Genomic DNA, 14515 nt, shown 5'->3' on the forward strand with positions numbered 1-14515 from the left:
CGGGAGCCGGTCGGGAGGCGGGGCTCGCACCCGGGACTTGCTTCGTCAGCGAAGCGAAGCGTCACTTGCCATCCGAACACCAGGAGGTAGCCCGTGAACACCACCCAACCGACCAGCCCCGGCCACACCACGAAACTCGTGGCCGCGATGGGCGACCTGGGCCCCACCGACGCCAGAACCCTGTCCGAGGCGGCAGGCGTGCCGTACTCCACCACCGTCAAAAGACTCCGCGACTGGACGGCTACGGGACAGATCACCAAGATCGAACGCGGCAAGGAGGCCGCCCACTTCGCGCTCCTCGACGGGACCGCCCCTGAAGTTGCCCCGAGCATGACGGGAGCAGGGATCCCCGCCGAAGGAAACGCGACACAGTCCCCCGATCCCGCAGGCGTCGAACCAGCGCCGGGCACCGATCAGGCCGGCCGGCGCAAACGCGGCGTTCTGCGTGACGCGGTGCTGCAGGTTCTCCGCGACAACCCCAGCCAGGACTTCAAGGTCATCGAAGTCTGCCGGGTACTCGAACGCAACCTCCTCGCCACCGGCCACGGCACCAGAAAGGTCAGCTCCGGGGCGGTAGCCAACGCACTGGCCACCTTCGTCGTCTCCGGCGACGTCGTACGAACCGTCGAAAGACCGGCCACCTACAGGGCCGCGTGACCCGAACGCCACCACCCGGCAGCGCCGGGACCAGCACGACCTCCGTGGGGCCGGCGACCGCCGGCCCCACAACCGTCTTTTCCGAACACGGAGCCTGCCATGCGAAACGACATCCCCACACCCGCCGCCGGTACCCGCGCCCAACTCCAGCCGCTCGTGGGTGCGTCGTGACCGGGAAAGTCCTCGCCTTCATCGCCGCCGGCGTCCTGGGCCTGATCGTGGCCTGCGCAGGCCTCGCCGCCCTCACCGGTGGTGCCAGCGGCGGCGGCCTGTGTTCGCCCATGCCAACCCCAACACCGCACCCGCAGGCCAGCGCCAGCCCCGGTTCGACCACGACCGGCATCACCCCCCGACTCGCTCCGTCCGCCGGCGCGTGGCCACCGGTCGGGCCGTGGAGCAGCGAGCAGGTCTCCAACGCCGCGACGATCACCGCCACCGGTCAACGCCTCCGGGTCCCGCCACGCGGCTGGATCATCGCCGTGGCCACCGCCATGCAGGAATCCGCGCTCCGCAACCTCGGCGACCTCGGACCCGACAACGACCACGACAGCCTGGGCCTGTTCCAACAACGCCCGTCCGCAGGCTGGGGCACCCCGGCACAGATCATGGACCCCGTCCACGCGAGCACCAAATTCTACGAGAAGATGCTCACCATCACCGGCTGGCAGAACCTGCCGCTGACCGTCGTGGCGCAGACGGTGCAGGTCAGCGCGTACCCCGACGCCTACGCCAAACACGAGACCCCGGCAACCCAGCTTGTCGCCGCCCTCACCGGAGTGACCGGGTCCGTCGGGGCATGCGGCGGCTCCATCGGCCCGATGGGTTGGACCCAACCGGTGCGAGAACCGGTCACCAGCGGATTCGGGCCACGCGGCCCCGAACACATCCTGCACGCCGGCGTTGACCTCGCCTCGCCGAAGGGCACCCCCATCCACGCCGCCGCCGCAGGCACGGTCACCGTCGCCGCCTGCAACGCTCCCCCCAACTGGGGCTGTGACCGCGACGGCTCAGAACGTCTCCCCGGCTGCGGCTGGTACGTCGACATCGACCACGGCTCCGGCATTCTCACCCGCTACTGCCACATGCTCGCCCGCCCCTCCGTAACCGTCGGACAGCAGGTCACCGCTGGACAGATCATCGGGATCACCGGCAGCTCCGGCAACAGCTCAGGCCCACACCTTCACCTGGAGGTCCACCTCGGCGGCGACGGGACAAACGCCGGAGCCGTCGACCCCGTGCCCTACTTCGCAGCACGTGGCGCCCCACTCGCCAGCCCCTGATGTAGGTTCTCACTGAAGATGGCGCTTTCGTTCGAGCGTATGGGTGCAAATGCCCCGCGTTGTCTTGGATCTGTCTCAATACGATGTTGCAATTCCCAGTGATCCGGCCGGGGATGCCTTGTTGGCGGAGGTCGCTGAACCTACTGAGCTCACCGTCACCGTTCCCTCGGCTCCTTGACGCCGTGAGGGTCTCGATAATCCGATGGCGACGGCAACGACCTTGTCCGTAGCATCCGGCGATGCGCATCCTCGCCGTGGACGTACCCGAAGGCCTGCCCGAGCGCTGGCGGGCCTGGCTCGCGCCCGCCCGCCAGCCGTTCTACCTGACGCCGGCACAGCGAACATCCTGGGGTCTGTCGGCCGGGGAGCCGTCGACCGATCCGCACCTGCGCGACACCTACACGCTCTACTGCGTGACGCCAGGGCTCGATGTCGTGTGGCTGGATGAGACCGAGTTCCACGCACTGCCCCGACCGGTGCGGGCCGGGATCGTGCGCGCCCAGGTCGACCATGAGCGAGGCGCGGTGCCGACCGTGCGCAGGTACGCCGACCTCGTCGACGCGCGCACTCAGGCCGACGGGCACCGGTTCGTGTGGTGGCCGTCGATGGTCACTGACGAGGTGCTTGAGCGGTTCGTCGTCGACGACGGCTGGCCCGCCAGCCGGCACGCCGAGGTCCCCGGCGCGGTGTGGGACGCGACGCTGCCCGGGGCTCAGGCACTGGCCGGCACGTTCCCGCCCGGCAGCGGCCCGAACTGCTTCGGCACCGTGATGGCCGCAGCCGGGGTCGCCGACGCGGACACCGAGTGGATGCAGCGGGAACCGTTCGAGGCGTGGCTGGCCGCCTCGACCGCTCCCGGCGGCCGGGATTGCGACGCCGGCACCGTCCTCGTCTGGCGCGGCACTGACGGCCTCGCGCAGCACGCGGCCGTCACACTGGGCGGCGGCTGGGCACTCAACAAGCCCTCCCAGTGCTGGTACGCGCCGCGCGTCGTGCTCGCCGTCGCCGACGTGATCGCGACGTCGCGCACCGCAGGCTGGCACCTCACCCGCCGACGGCTGACCAGGTAGCCGCTGCACAACTGCCGACCTGGCATCCGTGCGACGCACACTGCCCAACCAGAAAACGACAGCCACAACGAGAATCCCGGGCGTACCACCGAGCCCGCACAGCACCGCGAGCAGCCCGGTCAACGAAACCGTCCCAGCCAACTGGCAGCTTCGTCATTCCCGGCCGAGTAACGCCCAGGCGTTGCTGGCCAGTTCCTTGGTTTCGATCTCCTCGAGGGTGAGGAACTGCATCGCAAGCCCCTCACCGAGGACGACGTCTTCCTGGCGGGCGTCGGTGCTGCCCTCGAACACGTGGAGGCGGACGCAGGCTCCGTCGGCACCGACCTGCTCCAACACCCGACAGAGCTCAAGGGTGGCGGTCAGCCCGGTCTCCTCCAGCAGCTCACGGTGAGCAGCGGTCAGAGCGTCCTCCCCGGGCGCAACCAGTCCACCAGGCGGCGACCACCGTCCCGGCTCCGCACGCATTTCAGGGCCACGATGCTGCATCAACACCCGCCCAACCCGGTCGGTCAGGACGACAAACGCAAGTTCATGATCGATCTCCATGCGCGGCACCCTGGACGACGCGTACGACATCCCCGCCCAGCGACAGGATCGTGAACGCCAACCGATCATTCGAAGTTGGCCGGGAACCGAGGAAAGCGCCATCTCGGTGAGAAGAAACGCCGACAATTCAATGAGAAACTACGGCTACGCCGCAGGTCAGAGCGCCCAGAGCCGACATCTCCATTGAGAACCTACACCTGACTCTGGGTAGCAAGTCGCCGTTCCAGCTAGCGCAGGTGACCCCGCTCATCCACGAGCCGGCTGGGGCTTCCCAAGAAGGTCGCCGGAACCACCGGCCCGAACGCCAGGTTGAGAGTTTCCAACCGGTAGCTCCAATCAGCGCCGCAAGAACACGGAGCGCTGAACCGGTAGTTGACCTGCCACCGCACCCACTCGCCATGAGCCAGCCACACACCTGGAGGACGCCGCAACCGCCGAGGCAACCCGAAGCGCGTCACCACCAGCTCCACGCGCAGCCTGCCATCGGCTTCCTTGAGCAGCACGCCTGCCCGGTCCGGTTCCCCGGCACGCAGCGACTCCTGCGGCGCGAAGTCGTCCCGCTCGTCCATCACCACCTCATGGACCGCAGGGAGCGCAAGCTCCGGCAGCGCGAACCCGACCGGTGCCGCGTTACGAAGCGACGCGCCCACCGCTCCACGAGACCGCTTCGTCCACGACGTCCGCACCCACTGCGCCACCACATCCACAACGTGATCATCCCGCCCGATGGCCGCGACCTGCAACGCACTTCGAGCCAACCGGCAGGCGGGCTACCGCTCGAGCGAACGCGGGGACTGGATCTCGGTGATCGTCGCGGTCCCGACCGGCGGCAGACCCTCATGCATCGTGATCGCATCACCCGGCGCCAACCGTCGCCAAGGCGCCGGTGTCAACGGCAGCAACCGGACCGACCCCCGCCCTCCCGGCGGAATGTCAGCAGCGGCCTCCACCCACATCCTGGCGACATGTAAATCGTCGCGCCCATCGGAGGTGGTGACTCCGATGGACCACAGCGGCCTCAACTGCCCCCGGCCCGGAACCGGCGCTTTCCGCCCGCCGCTGTCCGGCGGAACGAGCCGCAGGTCCACCCGAATCAGACCGCGGAGAGTCTCCGCCCGTCGCCACGCCAGCCAAGCGCCATCATCCAACGGCCGGATCAACCGAGCAGCGTCCACCAGCAGGTCCCAGTACTCGACGGTCTGCCAGCCGATCCCGTCGAAATCCTGCAGGATGTCCAGCGCCATCTCCCACTCCTGATAGCGCAGCCACTCCCGCACCTCCTCAGGGCCCACCCCGGCGTCGTTACGCGCACCGTCCGGAATCAGCGCGACCGCGCGTTGCAGCGCCCCGTGAAAAACCACAGCGTCATTCTGCCCGTCCGGCGACTATCCGCGCGGCTCATGCCGGACAGCCGAATCGGCGGGCCCATGGCCCTACTGTCGCGCACTGAGCGGTCGGTAAGTTCCGGCTAGTCGCCGGCCTGCCGCCGGTAGAACGCGATCTTGTCCTGGAGGTTGCGCTGCTGGCGGAGCAGGAGGTCGAGCTGGGCCGCGACGCCCACGGCGTGCTCCTCCAACAGGGCGATCCGCTCGGCGAGCGAGCCGGTGTCGGCGCGGGCCAGCTCGGCAAACCGGCACATCCGGGCGATCGGCATGCCGGTGTCGCGCAGGCAGCGCAGCAGGGCCAGCCAGCCGAGGTCGTCGTCGGAGAAGGTCCGCCGGCCGCCGCTGGTCCGGTCGATGTCGGCGAGCAGGCCGATCTTCTCGTAGTAGCGCAGCGTGTCCAGGCTGAAGCCGCTCTTCTCCGCGGCTTCCGAGGGCGAGTAGCCGATCATGCCGCCGAGCGTACTTGACCTGGAGCGCACTCCAGGTTGTTGGCTGGTGGCCATGACACACACGAGAACTCTGGGACGCAGCGGCATCGAGGTCTCCGCCGCCGGCTTCGGCTGCTGGGCGATCGGTGGGCCGTTCTGGGCCGGCGACCAGCCGCTGGGCTGGGGGAACGTCGACGACGACGAGTCCGTCCGCGCCATCCGGCACGCCGTCGACCTGGGCATCACGTTCTTCGACACGGCCAGCGTGTACGGAGCCGGCCACAGCGAACGGGTACTGGCCAGGGCGCTGCACGGCATCCGGGACACCGTGGTGATCGCCAGCAAGTTCGGCGAGACCTTCGACGAGGACACCCGCCAGACCCACGGCATCGACGCCAGCCCGGAGTACATGAGGTCCTGCCTGGACGGGATACTCCGCAGGCTCGGCACCGACCACCTCGACCTTTACCAGCTGCACGTCAACCACCTGCCGCTCGACCAGGCGCTCGACTTGATCGACCCGCTGGAGGACCTGGTGGCCGCCGGCAGGATCCGCGCCTACGGCTGGAGCACCGACCACGCCGACCGCGCGGCCGTGTTCGCCGCCGCCGGCCGGCACTGCGCGGCGATCCAGTTCGACCAGTCCGTGCTACGCGACAACGCGGCCATGGTCGCGCTGTGCAAGTCCGCCGACCTCGGCGGGATCAACCGCGGCCCGCTGGCGATGGGGCTGCTCAGCGGCAAGTACCACACCGGGGCGGCCATCGGCGCCGACGACGTCCGGGGCCGCACCCCGGACTGGCTCACCTACTTCGACGACGGAGTGGCCAACCCGGAGTGGGCCCGCCGGGTCGACGCCATCCGCGACATCCTGACCTCCGGCGGGCGGACCATGCCCCAGGGAGCACTGGCCTGGCTGTGGGCCCGCAGCCCCAACATGATCCCGATCCCGGGGATCCGTACCGTGGCCCAGGCCGCCGAGAACGCCGGCGCGCTCGCCTTCGGCCCGATGAGCACCGCCGAGTTCGGCCAGATCGAATCCCTGCTCCGCCCGTGACGCCGCCCGCAGAACCCGGCGCGACGCCCGACAATCCCGACAACCCCGATGACCTGGAGAAACCGTGACCACCCTGGAGAACCGGCCGGGCACCGCCCTCCTGGTCATCGACGCGCAGAACGACGCCCTGGCCGGCACCCACGCCCGCGACACCGTCGTAGCGAATATCGGCGACCTCGTCGACAGGGCCCGCGCGGCGCGGGTACCCGTCATCTGGGTCCGGCATTGCGACGACCGGCTCGTCCGGGGCGGCGATGCCTGGCGGATCATCCCAGAGCTGTCCCCGGACGACGCCGAAGCGCTGGTGGACAAAAACCACGGGGACGCGTTCGAGGACTCCACCCTCGAGCCGGTGCTGGCCGGCCTCGGCGTCGGCCGACTCGTGGTCGTCGGAGCCCAGAGCGACATGTGCGTCCGGTCGACGCTGCACGGCGCATTCTTCCGGGGGTACGACACGATCCTGGTCGCCGACGCGCACACCACGAGCGACCTGACGGGCCGGGGCGCGCCACCCCCGGCCCAGGTCATCGCCCACACGAACCTGTACTGGAGCCACCAGTCCGCGCCGGGCCGCACCGCCGGCACGGTCGCCACCACCGACGTCGACTTCGGGCGCTAACGAGTCGTAACGAAATGAGCTCGTGGTTGCGTCGGGAATGACGCTGTGTCAGACGTCGTTGACGCGGCCGGAGGGGGTGCGAGTCAGTCGAGGAGAAGAGTGCAAGCAAGCCGTGGGAGGTCGACGACGGACTATGGGCACGGATCGAGCCGCTGCTGCCGGTGGTCCAGCGCCGATACCGTCACCCTGGTCGACGACGCCTGGATGATCGGCAGGTGCTCTCCGGGATATCGCCCGGCGCGGCACCGAACACGGCTCCGGCCTGGGCCTCTACCGCTGGGTCGTCGAGGGCACGATCGCACTGCTGCACTGGTTTCGTCAATTGCGCATCCGCTGAGAGATTCGCGACGACATCCACCATGCCTTTGCCACACGCGGCTGTGCCGTCATCTGCTGGCGACGGCTGAAACCGTCGCTGTGACTCCAGTCGATGGACCCCACAGATTGTCGCGCACGTCAGAGCGCTCTTCTGGACCGCTGTCCCATTGGATCACGGCGAGCTGTGAACACGTTGAGCAGTGTAGATGACCGTCAGGCGCGGGTCTGCGACCTGGCCGCCGAACTCGTCGACGAGCGAACCGAGGCGAGTGAGAAACTCCGCGCGTTTCGGCGGGGCGAGTTCGGCGATGTTCGGGAATGTGGACCACTGGTCCCGCGCGGTCTGAGCGGTCAGGATCTGATTCCATTCGATGATCTCTACGGAGACGTCGCCAAAGTAGCCGCCCGTGGTCAACTGCCCGCACCACCGGTCGGTGTCGAGCACGTGAGAGCGGCTGTCCCGGTAGCCGGTCTCGGCGGGCAGCAGGTCGTGGTAGACCTCATCGAGCCGGTCGCGGAAGAGCGTCGGCCGCTTGCGGTCGCCGAACTCGTTCCACCACGCCGCCAGCCAGCCGCCCGGACGCACCAGCCCGGCGATCTTCGCGGTCGACGTGGCCGGGTCGAGCCAATGCAGCGCTGTCGCCGCCACCGCGAGGTCGAACCTGCCTGGCAGGTCTACGGCCTCAAAGTCGCTGACAATGATCTCCAGCCGGTCGCACGCGAGATCGGCGGCGAGGATCGCGGCCAGGCTCTCGCCGGGCTCGACCGCGACCACGTGCGCGCCGGCCGCCAACAACGGCCCGGTAGCCAGGCCCGTCCCGGCACCGATCTCTAGCACCCGCGCGCCGGGCCGCAGTCCGCACCGCTCTGTCAGCAGGTCGAAGATCGCGTCGGGGTAGCGTGGTCTGCCCCGTTGGTAGGTCAGCGCATCGGCGTTGAACGACATCCGGCGAGCTGCGCGCGTCGTGTCAGACATCATCGATCCCCCAGTCACGGCAACATCCTGGGCAGCGCTGGTGTCGAGGTCGGATTCTTGATCGTCCATTCCGGCAGTCTGCCCAACTCGGCCCTGCGGAGCCACAGGAATTTCGCCCCGTCGACGTGGCCGCGCGAGTACCGTGCGCCGGGACCAGTTCGCGAGTCGGCGCCAGGTCTACCCCTGAGTGTCCAGGTACAGCCGGGCCCGGTGATACTGGCCGGCCGGCCCCAGGTCCAGGTGCGCCGCCCAGCCGGGGTCGTACTCGGTCCGCAACCAGGCGTGCCGGGCCAGCGCGTAGCCGTACATCGGCTCGGTCAGGTAGCCCAGCCGGCTGACCCGCAGCCCACCGCCCGTCACGGAGAACTCGGTCCGGTGGTTGGCCTGGATCACCCCGAGGCCGAGGAACACCCCCAGCAGGTCGGTGAGCCGCTCGTGGTCCTCCCGGCGGGCGGGGTCGATCCGGCCCTCCCCGATCAGCCGGTCGTGGCACAGCTCGTGCGCGATCACCGCGATCACCGAGCCGGCCCGGTCCAGCCGGCCGCGCTCGATCGAGATCACGGGCCGACCGTTACGGAGCTGGTAGTGGCCGGCCACGCCCGGCAACTGCGCCGCCGAGTACACCTCGAGGTCGATCCGGCGGGACTCGACGCCGAGGTAGCCGGCGACCCGATCGAGCAGCCGGGCCGCGTCCTCCAGTGTGCCCTGATACTGCTCGGGGAAGAACTCCGCCGTCGGCAGCACCACCGGGCCTTGAAAAGCCTGCGCGCCGAACTCGTCGGCGAGCCAGATCAACTGCTCGTCGATCCAGATCCGCTCGGCGTCGGGCACAGGGCAGCCGAAAGCCTCGGGCAGGCCCGTCCGGGCCAGCGCCGCAAACCTGTTCCGCCATCGCGCCATACCGGCCATTGTGGCCGGTCCGATCAAGGATCGACAAACCATCACAGCGGGTACCGGTGGTGCAGAGACTGCCTCGGGTGGCCATGGCCGCCACGCGGTCCTGACCGCCCGGAGCGCGCCCAGCGGGAGGCTCTCAGGGTGAGAGCCCGACCGCTCACTGCCCGTCGAGCGCTGCCCGACCTGATCAACATGCCGATCCTGCCTGCGTAGGCTCGGTCCGGCGTGATGTCGGGGCCCGTCGTAGAGGGAGACAAGCGGATCAGCGGTAGTAGCCCTCGACCACGACCCGGACCTCGTCTAGTGTGATGTCTCGTTGTTAGCCGGTGATTGACGCAAGTGCGACCAGCTTTCGGGCAGGGGCCTGTGCGGCATGCCAGAAACCGGAAGGGCGACCAGCAGGGAACCCGCAGTTATCCGAGGCGCCGTAGCGCTGCCTCGACAGCGACCTCGACCCGGGAAGTCATGCCGGGCACATCGACGGGACAGCGCCCAGCGACCTGACCACGGATCCACTTCGGCTGGCTGTCGTCGTAGTGCAGCAGGGCATACAGGTCCCACCACGGATCGAGAGTCACCCCGGCGATCGACTCATAGAGCGATCGTAGCTGCTCCGACCACTCGGGCGAGTAGAGCGCCGCCAAGTATCGCCGACAGTGCCCGACGTCAATCGCGCGCGACCCCCGATGGATGGAGTTCCAGTCGGTCAATCCAGTGATCCTCCCGCGCGACCACAGCATGTTGACCGGCAGGAGATCGCAGTGCAAAAAGACGTCAGTGTCCTTTGGCGGTGGCGCCGCCATGGCACCGAACGCCGCCGTCCACACGGCCGGATTCTGTGCGTCGACCGGCACCTGAAATCCGTCTAGAGGAGCGATCCAAGAATCCGTCCAAGGTCTGAACGTCTTCGCGGGGAGATCGAGGGAGTGCAGCAATACAGCAATCTCCGCGATCTTCGTCAGCCACGACCGGGGTTCCGCCGGGTTGAGGTCAACATGCCCCCGCAGCCGTGTCATCAGCAACGATGGTGCGCCTCCCGTCGAAGCACCAGCAATATCAGTAGCCAGGATGCCCGGTACCGGGAGCTCGCTTCCCGCCACCACAGCGAGGTTGGCGATCTCCTTCTCCAAGCTCCCCTGCAGGCCAAGCCCGCCCGGGTACTGCCGCAGTACGACGAACGTTCGTATTCCACGTTGCTCGACGGTCAGCCGATGCACGGCGGAGCAGACGCCGCCGGTCAATCGGCGATAGCCAACGATGCGGCTGCCCCGACCCATCGACGCCGCAACCCAGGCGAGAGTCTCCACGGAGGGTCGACGCTGCCTGAACCCGCCATCTCTCCAGTCGCTGTCGGTCATGAGCGCGAGCCTATTCGTCAGGGGCCGAGATTAGCCGGGATTGATGCGAGTGCGACCCGGCCTCGGCGCAGCCAAGCCGCGCTCATTTTGTAACGAGTCGTAGGCCGCCGCATCCCTCGGATGGGTGGGACGCCCACGCCACTGCGAACTCCAATGCCCGACCGTTATCAGTCCTCGGTAGGCCGCGCCTCCAGCCGCGCTAGTGTTCGAACGGAAGTTCGGAGGCGGTCGCGGCGCCGCGTGTGCCCGTGCGGTGGCGTCAGGGGGGCGGCTGTGGCTTTCGGTACGTTGCTGCGAGAGTTGCGGCTCAGGGGGGCGTGGACGCAGGAGGACGTGGCCGAGAAATCGGGGGTCTCCGCGCGCACGATCAGCGTATTGGAGTCCGGGAAGCGGCGTCCACGCCTGTCGTCGGTGACCCGGCTGGCTGCGGCGCTGGGGTTGGATGAGGCCGACCGGGAGCTGCTCATGGTGGCTGCGGTGGGTTCGCGAAACGCCTCGGACGTGGGTGGGAACAACATCGCCGAAGCCGACGCCGCCGGGTCAGCCAACCCGAGCCGCGCCGGAGTGAAATGCCAGCTTCCTTCTGATACGAGACTGTTCACTGGTCGTGCCCGTGAGCTCGAACGACTGCTCGCGCTGGCCGGGGCGGCTCCCGAGGGTAACGACGCCGGGATGGTGGTGATCTCAGCGATCGACGGGATGGGCGGTGTCGGCAAGTCGGCGCTGGCCGTCCACGCCGCCCACCGGATACGCGGGAACTTCCCCGACGGCCAGCTGTTCATCGACCTGCACGGGCACACCACCAGCCAGATGCCCCTGACCGCCAAGGATGCGCTAGACCGGCTGCTTCGCTCCCTGGGTGTCCCACCCCAACTGATCCCCCGAGACCTCGGCGAGAGCGCCGCGTTCTACCGCGACCGGCTCGCCGACACCCGCACCCTGATCGTCCTGGACAACGCCGTGAGCACCGCGCAGATCCGGCCGCTGTTGCCCGCGGCCCCTGGTTGCCTGGTCATCGTCACCAGTCGCAGGCGCCTCACCGGTCTCGACGACGCCCACATCCTGGCCCTGGACACACTCATTCCGGCCGAAGCGGCCGCGCTGCTGCACAAGGTCGCAGGCCTCGACCGGATCCCTCAGGACCACCCGGCGATCGGTGAAGTGATCGCGCTGTGCGGCCGCATGCCCTTGGCCATCCGCATCGTCGCGGCCCGGCTGCGGCACCGCCGCGCCCTGCGCATCGAGGACCTCGTCGAACAACTGCGCGACGAACACACCCGCCTCGACCAACTCAGCGACGAGGACCGGAGCCTGACCGCTGTTTTCGACACCTCCTACACCGCCCTGCCCGATGCCGAACAGCACCTGTTTCTGCGGCTCGGCCAGGTGCCCGGGCCGAGCTTCGACGCGCACGCCGCCGCCAACCTGACCGGAGCCGACCACCGCACCGCCGAACGTCTCCTGGAATCCCTGCTCGACCACAACCTCCTCACCCAAGACCTGCCCGGCCGCTACCACTTCCACGACCTCGTCGGCCTCTACGCCCGCGCCCGCGGCGACAACCTCATCGGGGACGACGGACGCCACGCCGCCCTGGAGGGGCTGCTGGACCACTACCAGCACACCGCCGGCAGCGCCCATCACCAGCTGGCGCAGTACAGCCACCCCGGCCCGGAACGAACCGATGCGGTACTGACCGCGACTCCGAAACTGTCCGACAGGGCTGCAGCCCTGGCCTGGATGCGCGGCGAACGGGACAACCTGCTGGCCGCCATCGCCACGGCCCCGCCCGGCCGCCGGATCTCCCTCACCGCGTCCATGGCCGCTTTCCTCCTCCAGGAGGGCCCCTGGCAGCAGGCCGCCGACCTGCACAGCGCCGCAGCGGCCGCCGCGCACGAGGTCGGCGACCGCGCTGGCGAGGCCGGTGCCCTGGGCGACCTGGGGCGGGTGCGGCACGCCTTGGCGGAGTTCCCTGCCTCGTGCGACCTGCACGAACGCTCACTCGCCATCTACCAGGACCTCGGCGACCGCCACGGTCAGGCAAGCGCGCTGGAGGGACTGGGCCGGTCGCGGTTCACCCTCGGGGAGTTTGAAACCGCCTACGGCCTGCACGAGCGATCACTGACCATCTACCGGGACCTGGGCGACCGTCTCGGTGAGGCCAACGCGCTGTGGGGACAGGGCCGCGGGCGCAACGCCGGCGGAGACTACCCGGCAGCGTCTCACGCGCTGGAGGAGGCGCTGAGAGTGTTCGTCGCCGTGGGCCACCGCCAGGGAGAGGCCAACGTTTTGTGGGACCTGAGCCGCGTGCGGCACGCGACCCACGACCAGGCGGCAGCCGGTGCCCTCCTAGAGCAGGCCCTGAACATCATGCGGGACCTCGGCAACCGTCCGGGGGAGGCCAACATACTGTGGAGCCTGGGCCGGGTACAGATCACAGCCGGGCACTACCCTGCCGCACGCGACACCCTGGAACGGGCGCTGGCGATCTATCTCGACCTCGGAAAGCGCGACGGCGAGGCATACTGTCTCAAAGACCTGGGCCGGGTGCGGCTCGCGACCGGGGACACCGCCGGTGCGACCGAACTACTGGAGCGGGCCATGGCGATCTTCCAGGAACATGGCCTGCGCTACGGCGAGCGCAACCTCTTCCATGACCTGGGGCGGGCTCGACACGCGACCGGCGACTTCGCCTCCGCCTCCGACCTTTTCGAGCAGGCCAGGACCGTCAACACCGACGCGGGGGACCGTCAGGGCGAGGCCGATGTGGTTATCAGCATGGCCGCGCTCGCCGTCGACATCGCCGGGCCGCACGAGGGACTGGCCCTGTACCGGGAGGCCCAACACCTCGCCCACACGTCCAACAGCCCCCTGGAAGAGGCCAGGGCTCTGGAAGGCGCCGCCCGCTGCACCGCGCATCTGGGCCAACGCGACACCGCCCTGACCGACCTCCGCGCAGCCGTCGCGATCTACCACCGCCTTGGAGCGGCCGAAGCCCAGCCGGCAGCCGACTACCTGAACACCCTCGAGGCGCATCAGTTCGATAGGTAGCGTTTCCTCGTCGCGGGGATCTCGGTCTTGCCCGACTCCAGCGCGCTGTTCGCGTGGGCCGAGACCCGGACCACTTCGCCTGACCCTCCTCGATCCGGCCCGCCCGCGACCGGTGCCGGCGCAGGGCGTTCCCAAAGTCGTGGACATTCATCTCCAGATGGCAGATGTCTCGCCCACGACCCTGGGCGTCAGAGCCTGCGAAACGTCAGAGGAACGTCAAGTCGACGTCATGGATTGTCCCATCCGTGACGGCGAGACTGACTTTCGTCCGATCTGGATGGACCGATAGCAGGAGGAACCTATGAACTCGGTGAGGGAATCCAAATCCATGAAGAACACTTTGCGTGTTCTCCTGACCGCCGCCGTTGCCGGCAGCTCGCTGTTCGGAATCGCCACCTCCGCCCAGGCCGGCACCACCCCAAACCCCGGCTGCCGCTACGACTACGCCTCTGTGGGGTACGGATATTCCCTGAGGCCCTGCACGGAATTTGGCGGTAGCGCGGAGGTGATCGCCGCCTCGATCAAGGTCAAAGTCGCCGCCCACGCCACCGACGTCTATATCTGCGGCCAACTGATCCCTGTCACTGGCTGGAACGCCTCCGTCGGGGACGAGATCTGCACCTACTACGCCGGCACCGGTTCGTCCGGAGCCTCATTCACCACCGACTACGCGCGCCAGGGTTGCTCTGAACTGCTGTACTTCACCGACACGGACTACGTCTACAAGGCCTACATCCGCGAAAACGGCCAAAACATTGGAGACGTCGAGAGTGGCCGCTTCACGTGCAAAAAGTAAAATGATCTAGGCCGAACTTCGGACTAACCATCGTGATAGTAACGATGCGGGAAGGGCATCGTGGTCCGCGGGTCAAG

General features: G+C 68.5%; 15 protein-coding genes and 1 pseudogene. 9 read left to right on the forward strand and 7 right to left on the reverse strand.

Translation table 11 applies throughout. The annotated features are described in order from the left end of the window. Window positions 1–93: 93 nt before the first annotated feature. The 3 genes from IW245_RS11605 (at window position 94) to IW245_RS11615 (ending at window position 3007) form a co-directional block, all read left to right on the forward strand. Window positions 94–657 carry a hypothetical protein gene (locus tag IW245_RS11605; RefSeq protein ID WP_197003185.1) on the forward strand — a complete coding sequence of 188 codons (564 nt, stop codon included), beginning with the start codon at window positions 94–96 and terminating at the stop codon, window positions 655–657. 167 nt (window positions 658–824) lie between these two features. After that, entirely contained in the window at window positions 825–1937 is a 1113-nt protein-coding gene (locus IW245_RS11610; protein WP_233473206.1) for a M23 family metallopeptidase, read from the forward strand. Between the two features lie 239 nt (window positions 1938–2176). Beyond that, window positions 2177–3007, forward strand: coding sequence for a hypothetical protein (locus IW245_RS11615; RefSeq protein ID WP_197003186.1), 831 nt, complete (start codon window positions 2177–2179; stop codon window positions 3005–3007). 153 nt (window positions 3008–3160) lie between these two features. Here IW245_RS11615 and IW245_RS11620 read toward each other — a convergent pair whose 3' ends face one another. Next, window positions 3161–3553, reverse strand: a complete 393-nt coding sequence (locus IW245_RS11620) for an NUDIX domain-containing protein (protein ID WP_231398769.1) — start codon at window positions 3551–3553, stop codon at window positions 3161–3163. Here IW245_RS11620 and IW245_RS11625 point away from each other — a divergent pair. Beyond that, on the forward strand, window positions 3552–3740 hold the full coding sequence (locus IW245_RS11625) for a hypothetical protein (protein WP_197008949.1): 189 nt from the start codon (window positions 3552–3554) through the stop codon (window positions 3738–3740). The two genes, IW245_RS11620 and IW245_RS11625, sit on opposite strands and share 2 nt — an antisense overlap. A 40-nt stretch (window positions 3741–3780) precedes the next feature. Here the strand turns inward: IW245_RS11625 and IW245_RS11630 are convergent, their stop codons facing one another. The 3 genes from IW245_RS11630 to IW245_RS11640 form a co-directional block, all read right to left on the reverse strand. Continuing rightward, window positions 3781–4260 (reverse strand): hypothetical protein, encoded by a 480-nt coding sequence (locus IW245_RS11630; protein ID WP_197003187.1) that lies wholly within the window; start codon window positions 4258–4260, stop codon window positions 3781–3783. 63 nt (window positions 4261–4323) lie between these two features. Then, window positions 4324–4914 carry a hypothetical protein gene (locus IW245_RS11635; RefSeq protein WP_197003188.1) on the reverse strand — a complete coding sequence of 197 codons (591 nt, stop codon included), beginning with the start codon at window positions 4912–4914 and terminating at the stop codon, window positions 4324–4326. A gap of 107 nt (window positions 4915–5021) precedes the next feature. After that, window positions 5022–5387, reverse strand: a complete 366-nt coding sequence (locus IW245_RS11640) for a MerR family transcriptional regulator (RefSeq protein ID WP_197003189.1) — start codon at window positions 5385–5387, stop codon at window positions 5022–5024. A gap of 52 nt (window positions 5388–5439) precedes the next feature. On the opposite strand from IW245_RS11640, the gene IW245_RS11645 reads away from it, so the two are divergent. The 3 genes and pseudogenes from IW245_RS11645 to IW245_RS40575 all read left to right on the forward strand — a co-directional run. Next, window positions 5440–6423, forward strand: a complete 984-nt coding sequence (locus IW245_RS11645; protein WP_197003190.1) for an aldo/keto reductase — start codon at window positions 5440–5442, stop codon at window positions 6421–6423. 64 nt (window positions 6424–6487) lie between these two features. Further along, complete coding sequence (locus IW245_RS11650; protein WP_197003191.1) at window positions 6488–7042, forward strand: isochorismatase family protein; 555 nt, start codon at window positions 6488–6490, stop codon at window positions 7040–7042. A 229-nt stretch (window positions 7043–7271) separates the two neighbouring features. Further along, window positions 7272–7463 (forward strand): annotated as a pseudogene (locus tag IW245_RS40575) (IS5/IS1182 family transposase); the annotation flags it as partial. 69 nt (window positions 7464–7532) lie between these two features. On the opposite strand, the gene IW245_RS11655 reads toward IW245_RS40575, so the two are convergent. The 3 genes from IW245_RS11655 to IW245_RS11665 form a co-directional block, all read right to left on the reverse strand. Then, complete coding sequence (locus IW245_RS11655; protein ID WP_197003192.1) at window positions 7533–8405, reverse strand: class I SAM-dependent methyltransferase; 873 nt, start codon at window positions 8403–8405, stop codon at window positions 7533–7535. A gap of 108 nt (window positions 8406–8513) precedes the next feature. Beyond that, the gene (locus IW245_RS11660) at window positions 8514–9236 is read right to left on the reverse strand and encodes a hypothetical protein (RefSeq protein ID WP_197003193.1); all 723 of its coding nucleotides are present in this window, start codon (window positions 9234–9236) and stop codon (window positions 8514–8516) included. Between the two features lie 410 nt (window positions 9237–9646). Further along, window positions 9647–10591 (reverse strand): phosphotransferase family protein, encoded by a 945-nt coding sequence (locus IW245_RS11665; RefSeq protein WP_197003194.1) that lies wholly within the window; start codon window positions 10589–10591, stop codon window positions 9647–9649. A 153-nt stretch (window positions 10592–10744) separates the two neighbouring features. Between IW245_RS11665 and IW245_RS11670 the strand changes: the two genes are divergently transcribed. Together IW245_RS11670 and IW245_RS11675 are read left to right on the forward strand one after the other, a co-directional pair. Then, window positions 10745–13642, forward strand: a complete 2898-nt coding sequence (locus tag IW245_RS11670; RefSeq protein WP_231399582.1) for an ATP-binding protein — start codon at window positions 10745–10747, stop codon at window positions 13640–13642. A 301-nt stretch (window positions 13643–13943) separates the two neighbouring features. Then, on the forward strand, window positions 13944–14438 hold the full coding sequence (locus tag IW245_RS11675) for a hypothetical protein (RefSeq protein ID WP_197003196.1): 495 nt from the start codon (window positions 13944–13946) through the stop codon (window positions 14436–14438). Window positions 14439–14515 lie beyond the last annotated feature (77 nt).

Origin of the sequence: Longispora fulva (assembly GCF_015751905.1) — a bacterium.
In the GTDB taxonomy this organism is placed as follows: Bacteria; Actinomycetota; Actinomycetes; order Mycobacteriales; family Micromonosporaceae; genus Longispora; species Longispora fulva.